Raw genomic sequence first — 20,214 nt, forward strand, 5'->3', positions numbered from 1 at the left:
GATCGAGCGTGATCCGCGACGTCATCCCGGCCAAGGAAGTGCTCGACCGGCTGGTCAACGAAACCGTCGAAACCCTCGGCTCCATGAAAAGCCGCGTCGCATTCGGGTGACGATGGCCCTGTCCTGAAACCGCGACGCCCGGCCTTTGGCCGGGCGTCACCGTCTGGGGGCCTACTCGCTCCCGCGCCGGAAATCCGGCCTTCGCCTTTCCTGCAGGGCGGCAAGCCCCTCCTGCGCGCCGGGACTGCCGAAGCCGATCAGTTCCAGCGCCAGCGCGGTGTCGAAATGGGGCCCCGCCGCCCGCACCCAGTTGTTGAGCGCATGTTTCGTCCAGCGCAGCGCGGTGGGGGCGCCCCCGGCCAGCCGCGCCGCGGTGTCCAGCGCCTTCTGCTGCAACTCCGCCTCGTCGACGGCCAATGAGACGAGGCCGATCCGTTCTGCCTCGGCCCCCGTCAGCGGCTCGCACAGCATCAGGTGGTATTTCACCTTGGCGAGACTGCACAGCAGGGGCCAGATGAGCAGCGCGTGATCGCCGGGCACCACGCCGAGCCGCGTATGCCCGTCCAGCAGGCGCGCCGTTCTGGACGCGATGGAAATATCGGCCAGAAGCGCGGCCGCAAGCCCCCCGCCGACCGCCGGCCCCTGGATCGCCGAGACGATGGGCTTGGTGCAGTTCAGGATGTTGTGGACGAAATCGCGCACCTCGTGCCAGGCCTTCACGCGCGCCGCGTGGCTGCCCACCACCTCTTGCAGGAAGGTGAAATCCCCGCCGGCGGAAAAGGCGCGGCCCTCTGCATTCAGCAGCACGGACCGGACGCGCGCGTCCCTGTCCGCCTGCGGCCAGATGGCGGACAGTTCCGCATGCGCCGTCTTGTCCAGCGCATTGAGGGCCCCGGGCCGGTCGAGCGTTATGCACAAGACCCCCTCGACCGGCATTCCGACCCTGAAGGACCGGTATCTTTCGTAGCCGTCCAGCATCTGTTCCTGGTCCTTTCCCTGTCCCGAACGGGCCGCGGCCTATCCCACCGCGGTGGGGGCGGCGTCGAGCGGGCTGATCCGCAGCCGCGGGCCCGCCTTCATCACCTGTCCGGGAAGTTCCGCCCCGAGCAGCGATTCAAGCCGCAGCGCGACATCGCAGAGCGCGTCGAGGTCGATGCCGGTCTCGATGCCGCATTCATGCAGCATGTGGACGAGATCCCCGGTGCAGATGTTGCCGGTCGCGCGGGGCACGAAGGGGCAGCCGCCGATGCCCCCGACCGAGGATTCGAACTGCGCGACACCCGCCTGAAGCCCGGCAAGGACATTGGCGAGGCCAAGGCCGCGGGTGTTGTGGAAATGCAGGGCGATCTCGATATCCGGGATCGCCGCGCGCAGTGCCGCGCAGCGTTCGAACACCAGCGGCGGCGTGGCCATGCCCGTGGTGTCCCCCAGCATGATGCCGGTGATGCCGGCCTTGCGGTAGGCCCGCGCGACGGCGACGACATCCGCGACGGGCACATCGCCCTCGAACGGGCATCCGAAGGCCGTCGCGATGCCGCCGCGCAAGCCGACCCCGGCCGCCTGCGCGATCCCCGCCATTTCGGCGAGGGCGGCGAGGCGTTCGGCGCGCGAGGCGTTCATGTTCTTGCGGTTGTGGCTTTCCGAGGCCGAGACGAACAGCACCAGCCTGTCCGCCCCGGCGGCGATCGCGGCCTGGACGCCCCTGACGTTGGGGACGAGCGCGGCCAGCACCGCGCCGGTCCGCCGGTCCGCCCCGGCAAAGACCTCTGCCGCATCCCGAAGCTGCGGCACGGCGCGCGGCGGTACGAAGGAGGAAACCTCCAGCTCCGGTATGCCGGTGGCGATCAGGCCGTTGACGAGGGCGATCTTGTCGGCCGTCCCGACCCATTGCCGGACCGATTGCAGGCCGTCGCGCGCGCCCACCTCGACCACGCGGACCTTCGCGGGGAAATCCGGCGTCCTGCCGGTGCTGCGCCATTCGGGGACGGTCATGGGCCTCTCCGTATCTTCAGGCGGTTTCGGCCAGCCGTTCGCGCAGGGCGCGGCGGAACACCTTGCCGTCGGGCAGCCGGGGCAGGGCGTCGATGCTGATGACCCGGCGCGGCACCTTGTAGCTGGCAATCTGGCCGGTGCAGAAACGCTCCACCGCTTCCAGCGTGACCGTGGCGCCGGGCCCGGGCACGACGAAGGCGGCCGGGACCTCGCGCAGGCGGGGGTCCGGGGCGGCCACCACGGCGACCTCGGCCACGCCCTCCATGCGCAGCAGAAGATGCTCGATCTCTGCCGGCGAGACGCTTTCGCCCCCGACCTTGATCAGGTCCTTGTAGCGCCCGAGATAGCGCAGATGGCCATCCGGCCGCAGCAGGCCCATGTCGCCGGTATGCAGCCAGCCCGCGGCGTCGAGCGCCTCGGCCGTGGCCCCGGGCTGTTTGTAATAGCCCGTCATCAGCCCGTAATAGCGCACCAATATCTCGCCCGGCGCATCGGGCGGCAGGTCGCGGCCCGTGTCGGGGTCGAGGATCCGCAGCTCGACCCCCGGCATCGGCATCCCCGAGGCGCGCGCGCGCTGGTCGAGCGTCGCGCCCCCCGGCGTGGCGGTGACGGTGGTAGAGGTCTCGGTCAGGCCATAGCCGCTGCCGGTGGGGCAAAGGCGGCGGTTCACCTCTTCCACGATGCCGCTCAGGCTTTCGGGGCCGGCGGGGAAAAGCGCGAAACGCAGGCTGCCCAGATCGTATTCCGGGTGCCGGTCGCCGAAGGCGAGGATGTCGCGGTAATGCGTGTCGAAGCCGTGGAGGGTGGTCGCCTTTTCGCGGTCGACAAGGCGCACGACCTCTGCCGCGTCGAAACGGTCCAGCAGGACGATCCTGCCGCCGGTCAGGATGCTGTGGAACGTGAGGACGAGCAGGCCGAAGGAATGGAACAGCGGCAGGAAGTGGATATGCACGTCACTTTCCGCAAAGCCCTGCGCCGCCGTGCGGTCGAGGCCGAGGCGGATCACCCGATGGTTCAGCATCGCGCCCTTGGGCAGGCCGGTGGAACCCGAGGTCTGGCAGATCAGCGCCATGTCATCGGGGCTGACGGCCTGTGCGCGGCGGGCCACCTCGCCCTCGGGGGCAGCGTCGGCATGGCCCAGGAAATCGTCCCAGGACAGGGCGCCGGGCATGTCGCCCGGTTCGGCCAGGACGATGCGGCGCAGGGCGGGGAAATCCGCGACCGCCACCTTGCCCCCGGCGGCGGGGGTCGCGTCGAGCCCCAGAACCTCGCGGGCGAGCGCGGCCAGATCGGCCGGCCCGACCTGCGGCGTGAGGATCAGCACCGCGCAGTCGAGCTTGCGCAGGACATGTTCGACCTCGATCCGGCGATAGCGCGTGCTCATCGGCACCGCGACCGCGCCGATGCGGATGATGGCGAAGAAGAGGAAGATGAACTGCGGCTTGCTGCTCAGCCACAGCGCGACATGATCGCCCCGCCCGACGCCGATGCCGATCAGGGCGCGGGCCGCGCGCGCTATCTCGTCGTCCAGTTCGCGATAGGTCCAACGCCGGCCCTCGAAGACAAGCGCCTCGCGGTCGGGCCAGCGCCGGGCCGCCTCGGCGGGCATCAGGCCAATGGTCGGGTTCGGGGGCCAGTTGTCCACGTCTGTCATTCCTCCGGTCGTCATTGTCTCGGGTCCGTCCACGGGGGGCGCGGGGTCATTCCGGCTCGCCGGGCAGCGCCCCGGCGGCCTGCAACGCGTCCACCTCTGCCGGGGCAAGCCCCCAGTCGTGCAGCAGGTCCTTGCGGTACCTTCCGCGCCGGGGCGGCGGGTGCCGCACGGCGCCGGGGGTGCGGCTGAAGCCGGGCGCGACGCCGGGTTGCAGTACGCCGTCCATCTCGAACAGGATGTTGCGCGCCTGCAGATGCGGGTGCTGCCGGGTTTCGCCGATGGACAGGACGGGGGTGATGCAGGCCTCGGCGGCCTCCGGCATGGCGGCCCATTCGTCGCGGGTGCGGGTCCTGAAGGCCGCGGTGAACCGCGCGCGGATCAGGGGCCAGCCGGCACGGTCGAACTGGTCGGGCAGGCCGGCATCCTCCAGCCCCAGGACCTTCAGCGCGTTCCCGTAGAAGCGCCGCTCGCCGGTGCCGATCGCCACATGCTTTCCATCGCGGGTCTCGTAGACGTCGTACCAGGGCGCGCCGGTGTCGAGCCGGTTGGTCCCGCGCGCATCGCCCATCAGCCCGCCGGCCCGCAGCCCGTAGAATAGCGTCATCAGCGAGGACGCCCCGTCGACCATCGCCGCGTCGATCACCTGCCCCCTGCCGGAACGGTGGCTTTCGAGGATCGCGCTGACCAGCCCGAAGGCGAGGTAGAGCGACCCGCCGCCGAAATCCGCCACCAGATTGAGCGGTACCGCCGGCGGCTGGCCGGCGCGGCCGATCGCATGCAGGACACCGCTCAGCGCGATATAGTTGATGTCATAGCCGGGCGCCCTGGCCAGCGGGCCGGTCTGGCCCCATCCGGTCATGCGGCCGTAGACCAGCCGCGGGTTCGCCGCCATGCAGTCCCGGGGACCAAGGCCCAACCGTTCCGCCACGCCGGGGCGAAAGCCCTCGATCAGCGCATCGGCCCGTTCCACCATGCGCAGCACGGCGCGGACGGATTCCGGTTTCTTCAGGTCCAGCGGCACGGCGCGCCGCCCGCGGGTCAGCAGGTCGAACCGGGCCTCCATCTCCATCTCGTCGCCGCCCTCGTAGCCATGGAGGCGGTCGATGCGGATGATGTCGGCGCCCAGTTCCGACAAAAGCATGCCGCAGAAGAGCGTCGGCCCGATGCCGCCCAGTTCGACGATCCTGATGCCGGACAGGGGGCCCCTTGCGGCTTCGGCGGCGGCTTCGGACATGTCGGATCCCTTTGTCATGGTTTTCCTGCCACCGGCGGCAACCCGCCCGCGATGCGCAGGGCCCCGGGCAGCCGGAGCCCTGCGGGATGCGCCTACCGGCCGGTTCCGGCGGCTTTCCAGGCTTCCAGAACCTCGGTCCCCTTGCGCCCGGTGGCGTCCATCTGCGCCGCCCAGTCCGCCGCGACGCCCTCGATGCGGTCCAGCCATGCGGCCTGATCCGCGGGCGGAAGCGTGGTGGAAACCACCCCGTGGTCGCGCACCAGCAACTCGCGGCTTTCCCTGTCGAAATTGTCCAGCCACTGGCACAGGTCGCGCTGCGTCGTCGCCGCCGCGGCTGTCATGATCTCGCGCACGTCCTCCGGCAACGCTTCCCACTTCTTGGCCGACATGCCGACATAGAAGCTGCCGGAGCCGAAATTCAGGCCATCCAGCGAATAGTTCATCTTCTCTTCCAGCTTGTATTGCATGGTGGAGTTCACCGGATAGACCGCACCGTCCACCGTGCCGCGCGACAGGGCGTCATAGAGTTCTGGGACCGGAATGCTGATGGGAATGGCGCCGAGCGCCCGCGTCGCCGCGACAAGGCCGATGCCGTTGGCGAGGATCTTCAGCCCCTTCGCGGTTTCCAGATTCTCGACCTTCTTGGTGGTGGTCAGCATGCTGTAGGGCGGCGAGGTGCTGACGAACAGGATATGCAGGCCCATGGGCTTGTATTCGAATTCGTCCAGCGTCGCGCCGGGCTTGGCCAGTTCCCAGTACCGGGCCGAGCCCTCGCAGGCACTGGAATAGAACCCCGGCAGTTCGTTGATCGAGGTCAGCGGGAACCTGTCGGGGGCGTACATCGTGATGGTGAGGGCGATGTCCGCGAGGTTGGAGGTGATGATGCTGTAATAGTCCCGCCCGAGCTGGTTCGCCGGATAGACCTCGAACCTGACCTTCCCCCCGGTCTTTTCCGTCACCTCTTCGGTGAAATGCTTGAGGCCGTGTTCCCACATGAAATGCGTCGCGGGAAGGGGATGGGCGAGCTTGAGCGTGATGTCCTCCGACGCAAGCGCCTGTGCGGGCAGCAGCGACGCGCAGAGCATGGCCACCGGCAACATGCGCAATGGTGTCGAACGTTCAGATGTCATGAGGTCCTCCCGGTTGTGGTGATGATGTCGATTGCGGTGTGCCCGTGGCTGTTGCCGTTGCGGGCGGAAGGTGCGTGGCCCCGTTCTGCGTCTGCGTGTTCCCCCGCGGTGGTTACGCCTGCCGGACCGGCCTAATGCAGGGTCAGCCCGCCCGTCGGGCTGACGACGGTGCCGGTCAGGTACCGGGAGTCACCCGAGGCGAAAAAGCCCACCACGTCGCCGATCTCTTCGGCCGATGCGACGCCGAAGGGCGCGCGCGCGATGATCTTTTCGTATTGCCCGCGGTGATGGTCGGACACCCCGCCCTCGGTGTTGAAGGCCGCGTCCCAGGACGGTGTGTCGCGGACCAGCGTGACGCAGACGCAGTTGACGCGGATCCTGTCGCGGGCCAGTTCCTTCGACAGCAGCTTGCTGGCCTGGATGAGACCGGCAGAAAAGGTGGCGACGGCGGTCTGGCCCGGCGTGGGCGCGCGCCCGCCCTCCGTCGTGATGAAGACGACGCTGCCGCCGCCGCGATCGCGCAGATGCGGGATGGCCGCCTGCACGACCAGCAGCTTGCCGAGGACCGACTTTGCGATGAAGGCGGCGGCACGCTCGAGGTCGATGTCGGGGAAGGGCCCGCGCACCTTGGGCGAACGCGCCTCGTCATCGCTGCCGCCCGCATTGGCCACCACGATGTCGACCCCGCCAAGCCGGCGCACCGTTTCCGCCATGGCCGCGTCCATGTCGGCCCGCGACCGGACATCGCCGGCCACGAAACAGGCCCTGCGGCCCATGGCCTTAATCTCTGCGACGACGGCGGCGCCCTTTGCCGGGTCGCGCCCGTTGACGGCGATATCCGCGCCGCGGGCCGCCAGCCGCAGCGCGATGCCGCGCCCGATGCCCCCCGTGCCCCCGGTCACGAACGCCACCTTTCCCCTGAGATCGCTCACACCCTGTCCGCCCTGTTTCTGGAAGCCGTGGCGGAAGGGTAGAGGTTGCGCCATTGTTGCAGAAGGTGCTACTTGATGCATAGCGTGTGAAGCAGAACTGAACAGTGAGACGGAACCTCGACAGCCTGGCCGCCTTCGCCGTGGTCGCGAAGGAACGGAGCTTCACCCGAAGCGCCGCCGGGATGGGCGTGTCGAAATCGGCCCTGAGCCAGACCATCCGCAAGCTTGAGGAAGAGCTTGGCGTCCGTCTGCTGACACGGACGACCCGGGGCGTCGGGTTGACCGAGGCGGGGCGGAACCTTCTCCAGACGGTTGCGCCCTGTCTGGAAGAGATCGAGACGAAGGTGACGACGATCATGGAACTGCGGGAAAAGCCCGCGGGCACGCTGCGCCTGTCTGCCGGCGAGCCCGCCGTGCATTCCATCGTCTATCCGGTGCTCAGGAAGCTTCTGCCCCAGTATCCCGACATCCGGATAGAAATCACCACCGACTACGGGCTGAACGACATCGTGACCGGCGGATACGATGGCGGCATCCGTCTGGGAAAGCTGATTTCGCGCGACATGATCGCCGTGCCCATCGGGCCGGACATCCGTATGGCGGTCGTCGGTTCGCCGGACTATTTCGGCAGGCATCCGATCCCCGAAACCCCGCAGGATCTGACGCTGCACAACTGCATCCAGCTGCGCTATCCTAGCCCGACGGGAATGTTCATCTGGGCCTTCGGCCGGGGGGCCGAGAGGCTGGAGCTTCGCGTCGAGGGGCAGATCGTCGTGAACAGCACCGCCCTGCGGATGGCCGCGGCGATCGACGGCCTCGGCGTGGCCTACATGCCGGAAGACCAGGCCATACCCGAGGTTGCCGCGGGCCGGCTCGTCCGGGTGCTGGAGAACTGGTGCCCCCTGGGGGCGGGATGGCACCTCTATTACCCGAGCCGCCGCAACCCCTCGGCGGCCTTCGGCCTGTTCGTCAATGCGCTGCGCTATCGCGGCGGGCAGCAGGGCGGCCCGGCCTGAGGGCGGGCCGGGGGGCTTGGTCACGGCGCCGCCGCATAGTATATGCCCCCGATGCTGGCGGCGCATGCCCCGAGGCGCCGGGAAGATGATGGAAATGGATATAGATCAGGCATACAGGCTGTCCGTCGCCCCGATGATGGATAAGGTGGATTGTTGATGTAAATCAAATGCTTGATGGGTCATATGTGCAGTATTTGCACACGAGTTTTCGTGCTTTGTTTCCTTCTCATTCGCGCGATACGTCGCGATTCAGCCGCCGTAGCCGCGATCTTCATGCAACCCGCGCAGGCTGAATGAATTTCGTCTGAATGGAGTGTCCGTCCCGCCATTAGGTTGGACCGATTGTCACTGCCGATATGGCTTGCCGATCCATGATCACCAACTGGGGCTTGTCTGGAAATTCCCGACTTCGGTCGCCCGGTCACCCGACCAGAATGGCCGTCATCGTCCGGACATGGGCGTCGATGCGCTCCAGGACCGCGCCGGGTACGACGGCGCGTTCGGGCAGATCCCACCAATGCGCGTCGACCGCCTGAACGGTTTCGGCAACCGCCTTCAAAACGGCGGGTTCGGGGAGCTTGGCGCGGTTAGCGAAAGTCTTCCAGCGCGCCGAGGTCAGTGTTTTGAAGGCGCGCTCGCCGCCGAGCGATAGGGCTAGGTCGTCCGCAGGAAGATAAGGGATGGTCGAGAGCAGGTCGTAGACGGGCGCGAGGGCAGGGGCGTTGCCGTCCCCGGGGTAGATCAGCGACCAGTTTTTCAGGTGCATGTCGCCGTTGCCCATGATCACCGAGAGCGCAAGACGCCGGACGAACTCCAGCGCCGCCAACGGAGAAATGGCGATGCTGAGCGCTGATGCGATGTCGTGATAGGCTGCACCTTCGTATTTGCGCGCGGGAGGAATGCCGAACACCTGGGCGAAATCCTCGATATGGATGCGCTGGCCGCCCGGCCCGCGATCGAAGCGGCGCAGCAGCAGGACCCGCCCCTCGGTCATGGTCTCGAATTCCGCCGGGATGCCGTCGAACTGGTCGCGGGTGACAAGCTCGCGCTCGGGCACCTCCATGCCGATCGCTTCGGCCAGTGCGAGGTTGGCAAATTCGTTCTCCGACACCGCCGGAAACGCCGTGGAGGGGAACTTGGCGATATATTGTCCGTCGCCGTCGCCGAGCGGCACGGTCAGCCCGCCGCCCTTGCCGGTATTCTTCATCACCGAGAGCTTCATCTGGACGCCGGCCAGAGAGAAACGAGCTTTCGGCGCCGTCTGCGTGGGCTTCGCCGGGGCCAGGACAGGGCCGTCGCCCGGAAGGGCGCGCACCGCGCCGGGCAGATCGGCCCCGAGCGCTGCGAGCAGGTCGAAGTCATTGCCGGGACGGACGCGCCCGGCGTGATGCTTCTCCATCGCGTCGCGCAGCTTGTCCTCGGGAAGCAGGTTGGCGAAGAAGGCCGGCAGGGCACCTGCGATCGGCCGTGGATCCTTGCGCAGCCCGCCATTCGCCGCCCGGAAGGAGAGACTGAGGATGGGGTATCCACCTGTCGCACGATAGGCAGCATCGAAGCTGAAAGCGTTGAAATCGCCCGGGGTTCGGACGATGGTGCCGATCTTGTACTGGTTCAGGAAAATGTCGAGAGCCTGAACGTTGGCGGCAGTGCGTTCAGCGCTCATCGGCAGGCTCCGGCTGGGGGGCGAAGGCCGGAGCATCCTCCCCGGCCTCGGGGCTGAGCAAGGTGTTGACTGCTGGCACCAGGAATTGCGGGATCAACATCATCTCGAGCCCGAGCGCGCGCGCAACATTCATCAGAGTAGTGGCGCGCGCGGCGGCAGCGCCCGTCTCGATGTCGCGGTAGCGCGGGCGGGAAATGCCAGCCAACTCGGCGACCTGTTCCTGGGTCAACCCGGCGGCCAGCCGCGCCCGGCGAAGCTGTGCGCCGATCGTGTGAAGAGAGGTTGTTTCGGGCACCAAGGATACCTTTGCGATTCATGTGATCGTTATTGATCTGAAAACATATCATCATCCCGATAAAACAGCAAGAATATGATCTGTACCCATATCTTCATGTTGTCTGAAGATACGTATAGGTAACATTGATGTGGGAGCCAAGGAACGACGGCAAGACGCGCAATCCGGTCGCACATAAGGAGCGTATCTGATGGGGGGCGGCCTTCAGACGTAGGCGACGATCTGTTTTACGATGGGATGCATCCAGGCGGGCACAGAGGCGATGCCAGAAATCTGAACAGCCGGGCGGAGTGGACATCAGGCCCTTGCCAGCGCCTTGAGGGCCGAGCCCTCTGCGCTCACCGACCAGAAGGCTTTGGCTTGGGCTGATGCAGGCGTCGGCTGGTGTTCTTGCGGAAGGTGTTGCGCAGATCCTTGTTGATCAGGTCGATGTCGAACCAGTCCGGATCGAAATGCCCGCCGGCCCAGCGAAGGTTGGAGCTGTGGTCCTCATGGTTCGTATCGCGGATGGTCTTGAGGAAATCGGCATAGGACCAGGGGCCGCCGACATCTTCGGGTGGCCGGGCTCGGGCCCCTTCGGTGCATTCTGCATGGCGGGGCAGGGGATCGAGGGATAGCCACTCCTCGATCCGGATCACATGGGTCCAGTCATCGCCAAAGTCGTAGAGGTAAGTGAAGGTCAGATCCTGGCCGGTGAAATCCGTCAGCCTGACCCCGGTGTAGTCGAAGGTCTGCGGGCCCCCGAAACCATCCTCAAGCTGATCGGGGTCGCCATAGCGCAGCCCGCCGATCCGGAACTCATGCAGATGGCTGTCGGTCCAGCTGAACGCGGCCTGCAGCACCAGATGCAGCCTGTCGAGCGTCCAGTCCGACGGCACGACAAGTCGCCGCCAGATCGGCGGGTCAATCTCCGCCAGAGAGACATGCAGGCGGACGGCATTCGCGGGCTGGTACAAGGCAGGTCCCCCGGTCAGATCGCAAAATCCTCGAGCGATTTTCCCGAAGCCAGCGCCTCGGCGATCCATGCCGGTTTGCGCCCACGGCCGGACCAGGTGATTTCGGCGTTTTCCGGATGGCGGTACTTGGGCGCAGACGCCGCGCGTTTCCGGGTGGGAGCGGCTTCCGCAAGCTCGTCGAAACTGAAACCGAGTTCGCGGGCCAAGTCGTCAACCTTGGCGCGGGCCTCGGCCTTGCGACGGGCCTCGAAACTGGCGATGGCTTTCGCCACACTCGTTTGCAACTGCTTCAGCTCGGGGAGCGACAAAGCGTTAAGATCGATATCGGTCATCTGGTCCTCATTTATTGCCCGTTGGCTTTGAGCCAGAGCTCGCGGGAAGGAAGGCGTCTGGCGCTGGAAAGCATGCACCGCGATTGCGTGTCAGATAAGCGCAGATATCCTGGGGATTACAACACGTCGGGGATTGGCGGCTCGCGGTTGGTGGCTTTTGCCTTTTTATGCCTGACGCGGCAGCATGTGAGGATTGTCTGGGGGAAAGCCTTCCCCTTGGTCGGCACTGGCGTTGCCGACGCACCCCCATCAGCGGGGAGGCCCCGCAACGCCCCCTGAGAGTGAAAGTGCGGGCGGGTTTTCCGTGACGGGTTGAGGGCTGGAGGAGAGGCCTCTGGCGCCCGTCGCGGAGATCATTCCGATGGCCAGAGAGCATCGCGCGGCCCGCAAGAGCGGTCCGCGCACGAACCTTTATGACGACATCACCGACAAGATCATCGCCGAGCTGGAGGACGGCCGGCTGCCATGGGTCCAGCCCTGGGGGACGGCGGCGGCGCAGGCGCCGCTCGCCGTGCCGCGCAACGCCAGCACGGGTCGGCAGTATTCCGGGATCAATGTCCTGATCCTCTGGGGCGCCGTCATTCAGCAGGGCTATCCAACCCAGCATTGGCTGACCTTCCGCCAGGCGCTGTCGCTCGGCGGTAATGTCCGCAAGGGCGAGCGGGGCACGACCGTCGTCTATGCCGACCGCTTCACGCCTGACGACGAGAAGCGCCGTGCTCGGGAGACCGGGGAGGACGCAAACAGCATCCCGTTTCTGAAGCGCTTTACCGTGTTCAACGCGGCGCAATGCGAGGGTCTGCCCGACGACATCGCCGTCGAGGCACCGCCACCGCCGCTCGGGCTGATCGAGCCGCGGGTCGAGGCATTGATCGCGGCGACCGGCATCGACTTCCGGATCGGTGGCAACCGCGCCTTTTATGTTCCCGCGCTCGATTATGTGCAGGTGCCACCTCCGCAGGCCTATTTCGAGCCGATCAACTGGCACCGCACCGCCCTGCACGAGATGGGGCACGCGACAGGACATGCCTCACGGTTGGGGCGGGACTTCTCGGGTGGTTTCGGCACGAAGAAATACGCCTTCGAGGAACTGATCGCCGAGATTTCGAGCGCGTTCTGCTGCGCCTCACTCGGGATCGTCCCGACGGTGCGCCACGCCGATTACGTGGGCGCGTGGCTGGAGGTGATGCGCGAGGATTCCCGCGCGATCGTCCGCGCCGCCTCGCAGGCCAGCAAGGCGGCCGACTGGCTGCTGGCCCATCTGCCCGACGACAGCACCGATGTTGATCGGCAAACCTCGACGGAAGGGAGGGCCGCGGCATGATCCTCCTGACCGACACACAGCGTGACCGTTTGCTGGCGAATGGCCGCGATCGCGATCAGGATCATATTCCGGTCGTGAAGTTCTTCAATCCCTTTGGCGCCGGTGTCTGGCTTGCGACCGAGCTTGACGAGGACGGCGACATCATGTTTGGCCTGGCCGACATTGGCTACCCGGAGCTTGGCTCCTGGAGCCTCAACGAACTGCGCTCCATTCGGCTGCCCTTCGGCATGGGCATCGAGCGGGATCTGCTGTTCACGGGGGACTTCCCGATCTCGGTCTGGGCCGAGGCCGCCCGCGAAACCGGCAGCATTCGCGATGCCGAGCGGCTGCTTTATCGCTCGGGCCGCCTGCCAGGCGGGAAACATCCCGATATGGAGCCCCCGCGTTCCTGAGGTCCACGCTCTGCAGCTTTCGCGCCGCTCACTTCGCAGGAAGAGGGCGGCGCTTCTCCTTGTGACGCGGTGAAAGTTCGGCGCCCGGCCGGCTGCCCGTCGGGGAACAGCACCATGATACGAAACATGAGAACACCCGCCGTCGAACCGCAGAGACTCCGCTTCTCTGCCCAGGAGCAGGCCGTAGTCTATGAGGCCCGGCAGATCCTGCTGCGTCACCTCAACCAGAACCCTGTCCTGACGTCCTGGCAAGCAGTGCTCGACTACTGTGCTCTCACCATCAGGGGCGATGTGGAGCGCTTCCATGTCCTCTATCTCGACCGCAGGAACCGGCTGATCTCCGACGAGTGCCTCGCCACCGGCACGGTCGATCATGTCCCGGTCTATCCCCGGGAGGTGCTGCGGCGCTGCCTGGCGCTCAATGCCTCGGCGCTGATCATCGTCCACAATCATCCGGCCGGCGATCCCGAGCCCTCAGCCGCCGACCTCGCGATGACGAAAGAAATCCGGAACGCCTGTGCGTCTCTGGGGGTAGTGCTGCACGACCACATCATCACCGGTGCTGGCCGGGAGACCAGCCTGCGTGCCCGCGGCGAGCTCTGATGGGTCTGCGCGTTCATCCCCGGCTCGGCCTAGAGAGGGAAAGGAGGGTGGGGGTTTCGTGACGGGCTGGTTGCCGGAGAGAGAGGCTCCCCGGCGTCCGTCATGGAGACCCTGACATGGCCACTGCCACGCAGAAGATCACCCTGTCGTCCTCGCGCGACATCCCTTTCAACAAGCTGGTGCTCAGCCAGTCCAATGTCCGGCGCGTGAAAGCCGGCATCTCGGTCGAGGAGCTGGCCGAGTCCATCGCCCGCCGCGGGCTGATCCAGTCCCTGCATGTCCGCCCCGAGCTCGACGCCGAAGGGCAGGAAACCGGCCTCTTCGAAGTGCCGGCTGGCGGCCGCCGCTATCGTGCGCTGGAACTCTTGGTCAAGCAGAAGCGCCTCAACAAGACCGCGCCGGTGCCCTGTATCGTCTCGGATGCCGGAAACGATATCCTGATCGACGAGGTGTCGCTGGCCGAGAATATCGAGCGCGCGCCGCTGCATCCGCTCGACCAGTTCCGCGCCTTCCAGGTCCTTCGTGAGAAGGGCATGAGCGAGGAGGAAATCGCCGCCGCCTTCTTCGTCGACGCCAAAGTCGTGAAGCAGCGCCTGCGCCTGGTCTCGGTCTCGCCTGCGCTGCTCGAGACCTATGCCGAGGACGGCATGTCGCTGGAGCAGCTCATGGCCTTCACGATTTCCGACGACCATGCCCGGCAGGAACAGGTCTGGGAGGCGATCAAGGATGGCTGGCAGAAGGAGCCTTACACGATCCGACGCATGCTGACCGAGACCACGGTGCGCGCTTCCGACAAGCGGGCTCTCTTCGTCGGCATCGAGGCCTATGAGGCGGCGGGCGGCTATATGCTGCGCGATCTCTTCCAGCAGGACGATGGCGGCTGGCTGCAGGACCCCGTGCTGCTCGACCGGTTGGCGGGCGAGAAACTGAAGGCCGAGGCGGAGACCATCGCCGCCGAGGGCTGGAAGTGGATCGAGGTCGCCGTGGACTTCCCCTATGGCCATACCAGCGGCATGCGCCGTCTGGCCGGTACCACCATCGACCTGACCGACGAGGAGCGTGCCGAGCGTGAGAAGCTGCGGGACGAGTTCGACGCGCTGGAAGCGGAATATGCCCAGGCCGACGAGTTCCCCGACGAGGTTGATGCCCGCCTCGCCGAGATCGAGGAGGCGCTGGAGGCCTTCGAGGCCCGGCCGATGCGCTATGACGCCGATCAGATGGCCCGTGCCGGTGTCTTCGTCAGCATTCGCCACGACGGCCAGCTCGCCGTCGAGCGCGGCTATGTCCGTGCTGACGACGAGACGGTGGAAGGTCAGGAAGGGCAGGGTGCCGATGGGTGTTCTCCCGAGGGCGGCGAGTCCGGTGGTGTGCAGCGCTCGGTCATCATGGTGGGTGGCACGGCGACGGAATCCGAGGAGGACGATGAGGTCGAGACCATCCGGCCTCTGCCCGATCGCCTCGTCAGCGAGCTGACCGCGCATCGCACGCTGGCGCTCCGCGATGCCGTGGCGGCCAACCCGCATGTCGCGATGACGGCGCTGCTGCATCGGCTGGTCACCGATTGCTTCCTGCCGCACTCCACAAGGGGGTGCCTGGAGGCCCATGTCCGGGAGGTTCACTTCCCGGCGCAAGCCGACGACCTCGGCGAAAGCGTCTCGGCGCGCGCCATCGCCGAGCGGCACGAACGCTGGGGCGATCACATCCCGGCTGACGATGCCGCGCTCTGGGGCTGGCTCTCCGATCAGGACGACGACACCCGCATGGAGTTGCTCGCCCATTGCATCAGCTTCGGCGTCAACGCCTTGCACGAGAAGCCCAACCCCTATGGCGGCATGGGCGTCAGCCAGCACGGGCTCGATGTGCGCCTGTCCCAGGCCGACCGGCTGGCGCGGGCAACGGGCCTCGACATGGTGGCGGTGGGCTGGCGGCCGACCGTCGGCAACTATCTCGGCCGCGTGACCAAGCCGCGGATCATCGAGGCGGTGCGCGAAGGCGCCGGCGAACGGGCGGCGCAGCTCATCGACCATCTGAAGAAGGGCGATATGGCCAAGGAGGCCGAGCGCCTGCTGGCTGAAACCGGCTGGCTTCCGGAGCCGCTGCGCATGGTAGATCGTGATGCCGATATCGCTATGGATGCCGGGGGCGACACAGAGGCGGATGATCTGCCTGAATTCCTTGTCGGCGATGGCGAGGATGAAGACGCCACGGAGGACGAGGAGCAGTCCATGGTCGCCGCCGAATGATGCTCAGGCGGGGTGGCCTTTGCTGCCCCGCCACATCCCTTCCGTTTCCGCAACTTGCCCGGTCCCCGTGACCGGGCTTTTCCTTTGGAGTAACCCGATGCCCGCGACGATCGATATCGACCGGATATTCCGTGAGAACCGCGCCAGTCCGCCATCCGAACGCACGCTGCCCTGGGAGGAAACCTGCGACGGCATCACGGTGGTGGTGGAGCCGAAGCCGCATTGGGCGGACGACATGCGCGCCTTCCGTCTCGAAGCCCGCGAATATTGCCGCTACGCCGATTGGACCGCGAACGGCGGTCATGCCCGGTTCGACGGTCACATCGACACCAGCGGTGACGACTTGATGATGAGAGCGCGCGCGATGATCGCCCGCGAGATTGCCGATGGACTCTGGGACTGAAGGCCTGTTCACGTCCGACGATAGCCGCCACCGTCTTCCTGTCATCGGCCTGTATGGCTCCGGTTCCAGCTTCACGACAGTGCCGCTCATCATGTTCGGCATCGGTGTCTGCCCCCGTCCTCGAACACATTCCTGCTGCCAACGTGGCGGCAAGGGCCAGCCGGGCGAAACATCTGCAACGGGTATCCGGCGCCTGTCGGATGCAAGACACCACCCACACTTCCATTCGCTAACCTTGGTCTGATCCGTCTCTTTGACATTCAACCCCCGAGGGGTCGGCTTACGCACGCGTGCCGCCCTCGGGGATTCGGAAAAGTCCGAACGCCCGAGGGTGAGTGCAGATCCGGTCAGACACGTCGGGCGCCTGTCGCGCGGGGGATGGTCCCCCGCCTCCAGTGACAGGAGCCAATCCCGATGTCCTATGCAGATGCCACCGCTTTCGCCGCCAGCCTCGCCGCCACGCTGATGGTCGTAGTCGTCGTGTTCCAGGCTGGGGACGGAACCCACGGCGCCATGCCCGCCGACGAGTTCGACGGCGATGAGGACATGGTGAAGCTGGAACTGGATCCATGGGAGTAAGGCGCGAAAGCGCCTCACCCCAAACGGCCCGAGCGCGGAGACCCGCGCTTCGGGCCTTCAGTGCCTCTCGATGGTCCCCCATCGTCGGCAGCGGAACCGGGAACAAGCCCGGTCAGAGAGGAAGAGTGCGGGCCTTTCGGCCGTGACGGGTTGAGGGCTGGAGAGAGAGGCTCGCCGGCGCCCGTCATGGAGTGATCCCGATGACCTTTGCCCGTTCCGAAACCTTCCGCTCCATCGGCCAGATTCTGGCGGCTGATGTTCTGCCCGCGCTGTATCGGTCGCAAAAGCTGCCGCTGCGCATCTCTTGCCTCGGCGTCGCCAGCTATGACGCCAGTGACGCGGCGAAAATCTTTGATCGCGTGATCCCGCTTGGGGAATGCCTGTCACCGGAGGAGGCCATCCAGGCCGCAGCCTTGCGCCTGTCGCGCGGTGATATTTGCACGGGGCCGAATAGCTTTCCGTATTTCCAGCCGCGCATCATGCTCATTCAGGACCGCGATCAGCGCCTGGTCCTCGCCGGCGAAATCCGCGCCGGCATTATCCTCTGGCAGCAGCCGGTCGCATCCGATGCCGAGGCACGCAGGATTGTGACCGAGGCCAGCCGACTGCGCGGTATGGCATTCCGAGCCTCGGAGCCCGGGGATGCGAGACGGCTGCGTTACCGCGCCGCTGCGCTGGAGGCACGGTTGGTTGATCCCTTCTGGCGCGAGACCGCGGCCGATTTGCTCCGCCTGCCACAGGCCGCCTGAGCTTCACCCTTTCCATCCCATTCGGCCCGGTGTCACGCCGGGCCATGTCATGCCCGGAGACCATCATGGCCGACTATTTCACCCATTTCTCCTGCCTGCTCGATGTGGGCACCCCCGAGCAGGCCGCCCGTGCGCTCGATCTCTACAATGCGCTCTCGGATGAGAATGCCGCTGAGGATCCGCCTTCGGACGGGTTTCTGCTTTCCATTCAACCCGAGCATGGCGGAACCCAGCTCTGGATGCACGATGATGGCACCGGCGATCCTGAGCATGTCATCCAATTCGTCAAACGCTGCGCGAAGGAGTTCGGTCTGACCGGCCTATGGGGGATGCAATACGCCAATAGCTGCTCACGCCCGAGGATCGACGGGTTCGGCGGCGGGGCGCACGTTCTCGATCTCGCTACCGGCGAGACGGTGGACTGGATCAATACCGATGGTTGGCTTTCCATCGTTCTGGAGGGAGGCAATCCCTATGAGTGAGGTCATCGAGATCACTGTCTATCGCCTCGAAGAGCTTTCCGATGCGGCCAGGGACAAAGCCCGCGCCTGGTATCGCGAAGGCGGCTTCGACGATGACTGGTACGATGCCGTCTATGAGGATTTCCAGCGCGTCGCCGAAATCCTCGGGCTGAACCTCAAGACCCGAACCGTCCGGTTGATGGGCGGCGGCACACGACGGGAACCCTGCATCTGGTTCCGGGGCTTCTGGAACCAGGGGGATGGCGCGTGCTTTGAAACCTTCTATGCCTACCGCAAGGGCGCGCCGCGCCTAATCCGGGAATATGCGCCTAAGGACACCGAACTGCACTGCATCGCCGATGCCCTGCAGGCGATCCAGCGGCGCAATTTCTACCAGCTTCGCGCCGAGGCCAGCCATCGCGGCCATTATTGTCACGAATATTGCATGGGGATCTCGGTCGAGCGTGACAGTCCGACATATCAGGACATGACCGCCGATGCCGAGGAAGGCGTGATCGAGGCGTTGCGCGATCTCGCCCGCTGGCTCTACCGCCAGCTCGAGCGCGAATACGATTATCTGTCCTCGGATGAAGTTGTCGATGAGGCCATCATCGCCAACGGCTACACGTTCACCGAGGCGGGGCAGCGGTTCGGGTGAGGTGCAACGCCTCAGAACTCCTCCCGCAACTCCGCATAGATAGCTTCGATCCGGTCGGCCTCCGCGTCGGTCAGAGCGGCGAATTCCTTCGCTCTGGCGCGTCCGGAAAGCCTGCCACCGTTCTGGTGCAGGAAACGAAACAGCAGGTCGAGCACGCGGTCCGGCATGTCGATCAGGCCCGAGATGCGGGACTTGAACCCGTCATAGGCACGCAGGAACCGGGTCTCTGCTGGCAGGTCATGGTCGATCGTCTGGGCCACGCAGGCGAAGAGGAATTCGGCATGGGGCGTGGCATCGAAGAAGCGATAGAAATCGCCGGTGTCGTTCAGCACCTCGACGTTTCCGCGATCGGTTGGGCGCCAGCTGACATGGGGCAGCAGTCGACGCGAATAGCTCTCGAGCACCTGTCGGTAGGCCTCGATCCGTTCGAGGATCACCGCCGACACCGGGAAGACCAGCCCGGGCGGATTGAAGCCGCGTGCAGCAAGCACGTGGTGGATCAGGTAGCGATGAAGGCGCCCGTTACCGTCCTCGAACGGGTGGATATAGACGAATCCGAAGGCGAGGCCGGCGGCAGCCAGAACAGGGTCGAGCCCCGGGGCGACGTCGCGGTCGAACGCTTCGAGCCCGGCGATCAGCGCGGGCAGATCTTCATGCCGGGCGCTGACGTGATCGGGCAGGGGGGCGCCGGTCGCGCGGTCGTGCTCGCCAATGAAGCCGCCGTCCTGCCGCAGGCCCAGATGGACGAAGCGGGCATCGCCGATGACGATGCGTTGGAGGCGTTCGAGTTCTGCCCGGTCGATCGGATGCCGCCCGGCTTCACCGATGATCTGGCCCCAGCGCCGGATACGATCCTGGGGCGGGTTCTCGCCTTCGATCTGGAAACTCGACCGTGAATCCTTGAGCAGCAGGAAGGCCGCAGTACGTGCGAGCAGATCGGCGGGCACCTCGGCCAGCACAGCGCGGGCTTCGGCTGCCAGATCGCGGGCAATGAAGGCCTCGATTGCATCTGTGCGGAAGATCATCGGGCAGAAATCGGGGGTGCCGGGCAGGTTGTTGCGGACACGGTGGCGCGTCGAGGGGGCGCCCTCTGCGTCCCATTGGAGCCTGGCATCGACCACGGGCGCGTAATTGCCGCGCGTGGCGTCGGGCAAATCCAATTCCTCGCCGAGGAGCCACTCATAGAGGAACCAGATCCTGCGCGCGTAGCTGCCCGTCGGGGCAGCCTCGACAATGGCCTGGATCGGCTCCGGTCCGGTTGCCTTGAACAGCCGCTTGAGAACCGCCAGATCCAGTCCCTCGTAGCGCAGCGCGAAGGTCAGGTGACCGATGAGGCTCGTCTCGGGTGCATGGCGGGGCGTGTAGAGGCGCCAGCCGTCGGCCGCGTAGACCTTGTGACGTGGGCCGATGGCGGAAAGTGTCCGGGGCAGGGGCGTTGCGAGCGCATAGGCATCAATCAGCGCAGCATAGCCCGCAGGTGTGGCCTCCTCAGGGAGCCAGCGCTCGTGAAAAACGGTTACGGCACCTGAAAACGGATTCCTTTGCGCCTGTTCCATGAAATTCAGTTCTTGGTTTCGATGATTGATCTAAAGTCGGTG

Annotated in this window: 21 protein-coding genes; 10 read left to right on the forward strand and 11 right to left on the reverse strand. The window is 66.0% G+C overall.

Going from position 1 to position 20,214, the window contains the following annotated elements; translation table 11 throughout:
- Positions 1–171: 171 nt before the first annotated feature.
- The 6 genes from RGD00_RS19590 to RGD00_RS19615 form a co-directional block, all read right to left on the reverse strand.
- Positions 172–978 (reverse strand): enoyl-CoA hydratase/isomerase family protein, encoded by an 807-nt coding sequence (locus RGD00_RS19590; protein WP_310458962.1) that lies wholly within the window; start codon positions 976–978, stop codon positions 172–174.
- 39 nt (positions 979–1,017) lie between these two features.
- The gene (locus RGD00_RS19595; RefSeq protein ID WP_310458963.1) at positions 1,018–1,992 is read right to left on the reverse strand and encodes a hydroxymethylglutaryl-CoA lyase; all 975 of its coding nucleotides are present in this window, start codon (positions 1,990–1,992) and stop codon (positions 1,018–1,020) included.
- A 16-nt stretch (positions 1,993–2,008) separates the two neighbouring features.
- The gene (locus RGD00_RS19600) at positions 2,009–3,646 is read right to left on the reverse strand and encodes a class I adenylate-forming enzyme family protein (protein ID WP_310458964.1); all 1,638 of its coding nucleotides are present in this window, start codon (positions 3,644–3,646) and stop codon (positions 2,009–2,011) included.
- A gap of 46 nt (positions 3,647–3,692) precedes the next feature.
- Positions 3,693–4,880 (reverse strand): CaiB/BaiF CoA transferase family protein, encoded by a 1,188-nt coding sequence (locus RGD00_RS19605; protein WP_310458965.1) that lies wholly within the window; start codon positions 4,878–4,880, stop codon positions 3,693–3,695.
- Between the two features lie 92 nt (positions 4,881–4,972).
- Positions 4,973–6,010 (reverse strand): TRAP transporter substrate-binding protein, encoded by a 1,038-nt coding sequence (locus tag RGD00_RS19610; protein ID WP_310458966.1) that lies wholly within the window; start codon positions 6,008–6,010, stop codon positions 4,973–4,975.
- Between the two features lie 131 nt (positions 6,011–6,141).
- Positions 6,142–6,942 carry an SDR family NAD(P)-dependent oxidoreductase gene (locus RGD00_RS19615; protein ID WP_310458967.1) on the reverse strand — a complete coding sequence of 267 codons (801 nt, stop codon included), beginning with the start codon at positions 6,940–6,942 and terminating at the stop codon, positions 6,142–6,144.
- Between the two features lie 104 nt (positions 6,943–7,046).
- On the opposite strand from RGD00_RS19615, the gene RGD00_RS19620 reads away from it, so the two are divergent.
- Positions 7,047–7,958, forward strand: coding sequence for a LysR family transcriptional regulator (locus RGD00_RS19620; RefSeq protein WP_310458968.1), 912 nt, complete (start codon positions 7,047–7,049; stop codon positions 7,956–7,958).
- Positions 7,959–8,379: 421 nt separating this feature from the next.
- Here the strand turns inward: RGD00_RS19620 and RGD00_RS19625 are convergent, their stop codons facing one another.
- From RGD00_RS19625 to RGD00_RS19640, 4 genes are all read right to left on the reverse strand, one after another.
- The gene (locus tag RGD00_RS19625; protein ID WP_310458969.1) at positions 8,380–9,621 is read right to left on the reverse strand and encodes a type II toxin-antitoxin system HipA family toxin; all 1,242 of its coding nucleotides are present in this window, start codon (positions 9,619–9,621) and stop codon (positions 8,380–8,382) included.
- Positions 9,611–9,916 carry a helix-turn-helix domain-containing protein gene (locus tag RGD00_RS19630; RefSeq protein WP_310458970.1) on the reverse strand — a complete coding sequence of 102 codons (306 nt, stop codon included), beginning with the start codon at positions 9,914–9,916 and terminating at the stop codon, positions 9,611–9,613. Before RGD00_RS19630 ends, RGD00_RS19625 begins: the two co-directional genes overlap by 11 nt.
- A gap of 338 nt (positions 9,917–10,254) precedes the next feature.
- Positions 10,255–10,872 carry a plasmid pRiA4b ORF-3 family protein gene (locus RGD00_RS19635; protein WP_310458971.1) on the reverse strand — a complete coding sequence of 206 codons (618 nt, stop codon included), beginning with the start codon at positions 10,870–10,872 and terminating at the stop codon, positions 10,255–10,257.
- Between the two features lie 14 nt (positions 10,873–10,886).
- Positions 10,887–11,204 (reverse strand): H-NS histone family protein, encoded by a 318-nt coding sequence (locus RGD00_RS19640; protein ID WP_310458972.1) that lies wholly within the window; start codon positions 11,202–11,204, stop codon positions 10,887–10,889.
- A 361-nt stretch (positions 11,205–11,565) separates the two neighbouring features.
- On the opposite strand from RGD00_RS19640, the gene RGD00_RS19645 reads away from it, so the two are divergent.
- From RGD00_RS19645 to RGD00_RS19685, 9 genes are all read left to right on the forward strand, one after another.
- Positions 11,566–12,528 (forward strand): ArdC family protein, encoded by a 963-nt coding sequence (locus tag RGD00_RS19645; protein WP_310458973.1) that lies wholly within the window; start codon positions 11,566–11,568, stop codon positions 12,526–12,528.
- Positions 12,525–12,920, forward strand: a complete 396-nt coding sequence (locus tag RGD00_RS19650) for a DUF2958 domain-containing protein (RefSeq protein ID WP_111774767.1) — start codon at positions 12,525–12,527, stop codon at positions 12,918–12,920. The genes RGD00_RS19645 and RGD00_RS19650 overlap by 4 nt, the downstream gene beginning before the upstream one ends.
- 126 nt (positions 12,921–13,046) lie before the next feature.
- Positions 13,047–13,523, forward strand: coding sequence for a JAB domain-containing protein (locus tag RGD00_RS19655; RefSeq protein WP_310458974.1), 477 nt, complete (start codon positions 13,047–13,049; stop codon positions 13,521–13,523).
- Between the two features lie 116 nt (positions 13,524–13,639).
- Entirely contained in the window at positions 13,640–15,766 is a 2,127-nt protein-coding gene (locus RGD00_RS19660; protein ID WP_310458975.1) for a ParB/RepB/Spo0J family partition protein, read from the forward strand.
- A 97-nt stretch (positions 15,767–15,863) separates the two neighbouring features.
- Positions 15,864–16,169: a hypothetical protein gene (locus RGD00_RS19665; protein WP_310458976.1), complete on the forward strand. Its 306-nt coding sequence runs from the start codon at positions 15,864–15,866 to the stop codon at positions 16,167–16,169.
- 414 nt (positions 16,170–16,583) lie between these two features.
- Positions 16,584–16,748, forward strand: a complete 165-nt coding sequence (locus RGD00_RS19670; RefSeq protein ID WP_110476885.1) for a hypothetical protein — start codon at positions 16,584–16,586, stop codon at positions 16,746–16,748.
- A 200-nt stretch (positions 16,749–16,948) separates the two neighbouring features.
- Positions 16,949–17,497, forward strand: coding sequence for a hypothetical protein (locus RGD00_RS19675; RefSeq protein ID WP_310458977.1), 549 nt, complete (start codon positions 16,949–16,951; stop codon positions 17,495–17,497).
- A 65-nt stretch (positions 17,498–17,562) separates the two neighbouring features.
- Complete coding sequence (locus tag RGD00_RS19680) at positions 17,563–17,979, forward strand: hypothetical protein (RefSeq protein WP_076623800.1); 417 nt, start codon at positions 17,563–17,565, stop codon at positions 17,977–17,979.
- Positions 17,972–18,616 (forward strand): antitoxin of toxin-antitoxin stability system, encoded by a 645-nt coding sequence (locus tag RGD00_RS19685; RefSeq protein WP_310458978.1) that lies wholly within the window; start codon positions 17,972–17,974, stop codon positions 18,614–18,616. Before RGD00_RS19680 ends, RGD00_RS19685 begins: the two co-directional genes overlap by 8 nt.
- Before the next feature lie 11 nt (positions 18,617–18,627).
- On the opposite strand, the gene RGD00_RS19690 is transcribed toward RGD00_RS19685, so the two are convergent.
- Positions 18,628–20,172 (reverse strand): Fic family protein, encoded by a 1,545-nt coding sequence (locus RGD00_RS19690; protein ID WP_310458979.1) that lies wholly within the window; start codon positions 20,170–20,172, stop codon positions 18,628–18,630.
- Between the last annotated feature and the right edge of the window lie 42 nt (positions 20,173–20,214).

The organism is Ruixingdingia sedimenti, assembly GCF_031432425.1.
GTDB lineage: Bacteria > Pseudomonadota > Alphaproteobacteria > Rhodobacterales > Rhodobacteraceae > Ruixingdingia > Ruixingdingia sedimenti.

What these genes read in the sequence shown, in the direction of transcription:
- RGD00_RS19590 (WP_310458962.1), bottom strand. Translation starts at nt 978, where the DNA reads ATGCTGGACGGCTACGAAAGATACCGGTCCTTCAGGGTCGGAATGCCG.
- RGD00_RS19675 (WP_310458977.1), top strand. Translation starts at nt 16,949, where the DNA reads ATGACCTTTGCCCGTTCCGAAACCTTCCGCTCCATCGGCCAGATTCTG.
- RGD00_RS19680 (WP_076623800.1), top strand. Translation starts at nt 17,563, where the DNA reads ATGGCCGACTATTTCACCCATTTCTCCTGCCTGCTCGATGTGGGCACC.
- RGD00_RS19625 (WP_310458969.1), bottom strand. Translation starts at nt 9,621, where the DNA reads ATGAGCGCTGAACGCACTGCCGCCAACGTTCAGGCTCTCGACATTTTC.
- RGD00_RS19685 (WP_310458978.1), top strand. Translation starts at nt 17,972, where the DNA reads ATGAGTGAGGTCATCGAGATCACTGTCTATCGCCTCGAAGAGCTTTCC.
- RGD00_RS19610 (WP_310458966.1), bottom strand. Translation starts at nt 6,010, where the DNA reads ATGACATCTGAACGTTCGACACCATTGCGCATGTTGCCGGTGGCCATG.
- RGD00_RS19605 (WP_310458965.1), bottom strand. Translation starts at nt 4,880, where the DNA reads ATGTCCGAAGCCGCCGCCGAAGCCGCAAGGGGCCCCCTGTCCGGCATC.
- RGD00_RS19650 (WP_111774767.1), top strand. Translation starts at nt 12,525, where the DNA reads ATGATCCTCCTGACCGACACACAGCGTGACCGTTTGCTGGCGAATGGC.
- RGD00_RS19690 (WP_310458979.1), bottom strand. Translation starts at nt 20,172, where the DNA reads ATGGAACAGGCGCAAAGGAATCCGTTTTCAGGTGCCGTAACCGTTTTT.
- RGD00_RS19600 (WP_310458964.1), bottom strand. Translation starts at nt 3,646, where the DNA reads ATGACAGACGTGGACAACTGGCCCCCGAACCCGACCATTGGCCTGATG.
- RGD00_RS19670 (WP_110476885.1), top strand. Translation starts at nt 16,584, where the DNA reads ATGTCCTATGCAGATGCCACCGCTTTCGCCGCCAGCCTCGCCGCCACG.
- RGD00_RS19595 (WP_310458963.1), bottom strand. Translation starts at nt 1,992, where the DNA reads ATGACCGTCCCCGAATGGCGCAGCACCGGCAGGACGCCGGATTTCCCC.
- RGD00_RS19660 (WP_310458975.1), top strand. Translation starts at nt 13,640, where the DNA reads ATGGCCACTGCCACGCAGAAGATCACCCTGTCGTCCTCGCGCGACATC.
- RGD00_RS19645 (WP_310458973.1), top strand. Translation starts at nt 11,566, where the DNA reads ATGGCCAGAGAGCATCGCGCGGCCCGCAAGAGCGGTCCGCGCACGAAC.
- RGD00_RS19640 (WP_310458972.1), bottom strand. Translation starts at nt 11,204, where the DNA reads ATGACCGATATCGATCTTAACGCTTTGTCGCTCCCCGAGCTGAAGCAG.
- RGD00_RS19655 (WP_310458974.1), top strand. Translation starts at nt 13,047, where the DNA reads ATGAGAACACCCGCCGTCGAACCGCAGAGACTCCGCTTCTCTGCCCAG.
- RGD00_RS19665 (WP_310458976.1), top strand. Translation starts at nt 15,864, where the DNA reads ATGCCCGCGACGATCGATATCGACCGGATATTCCGTGAGAACCGCGCC.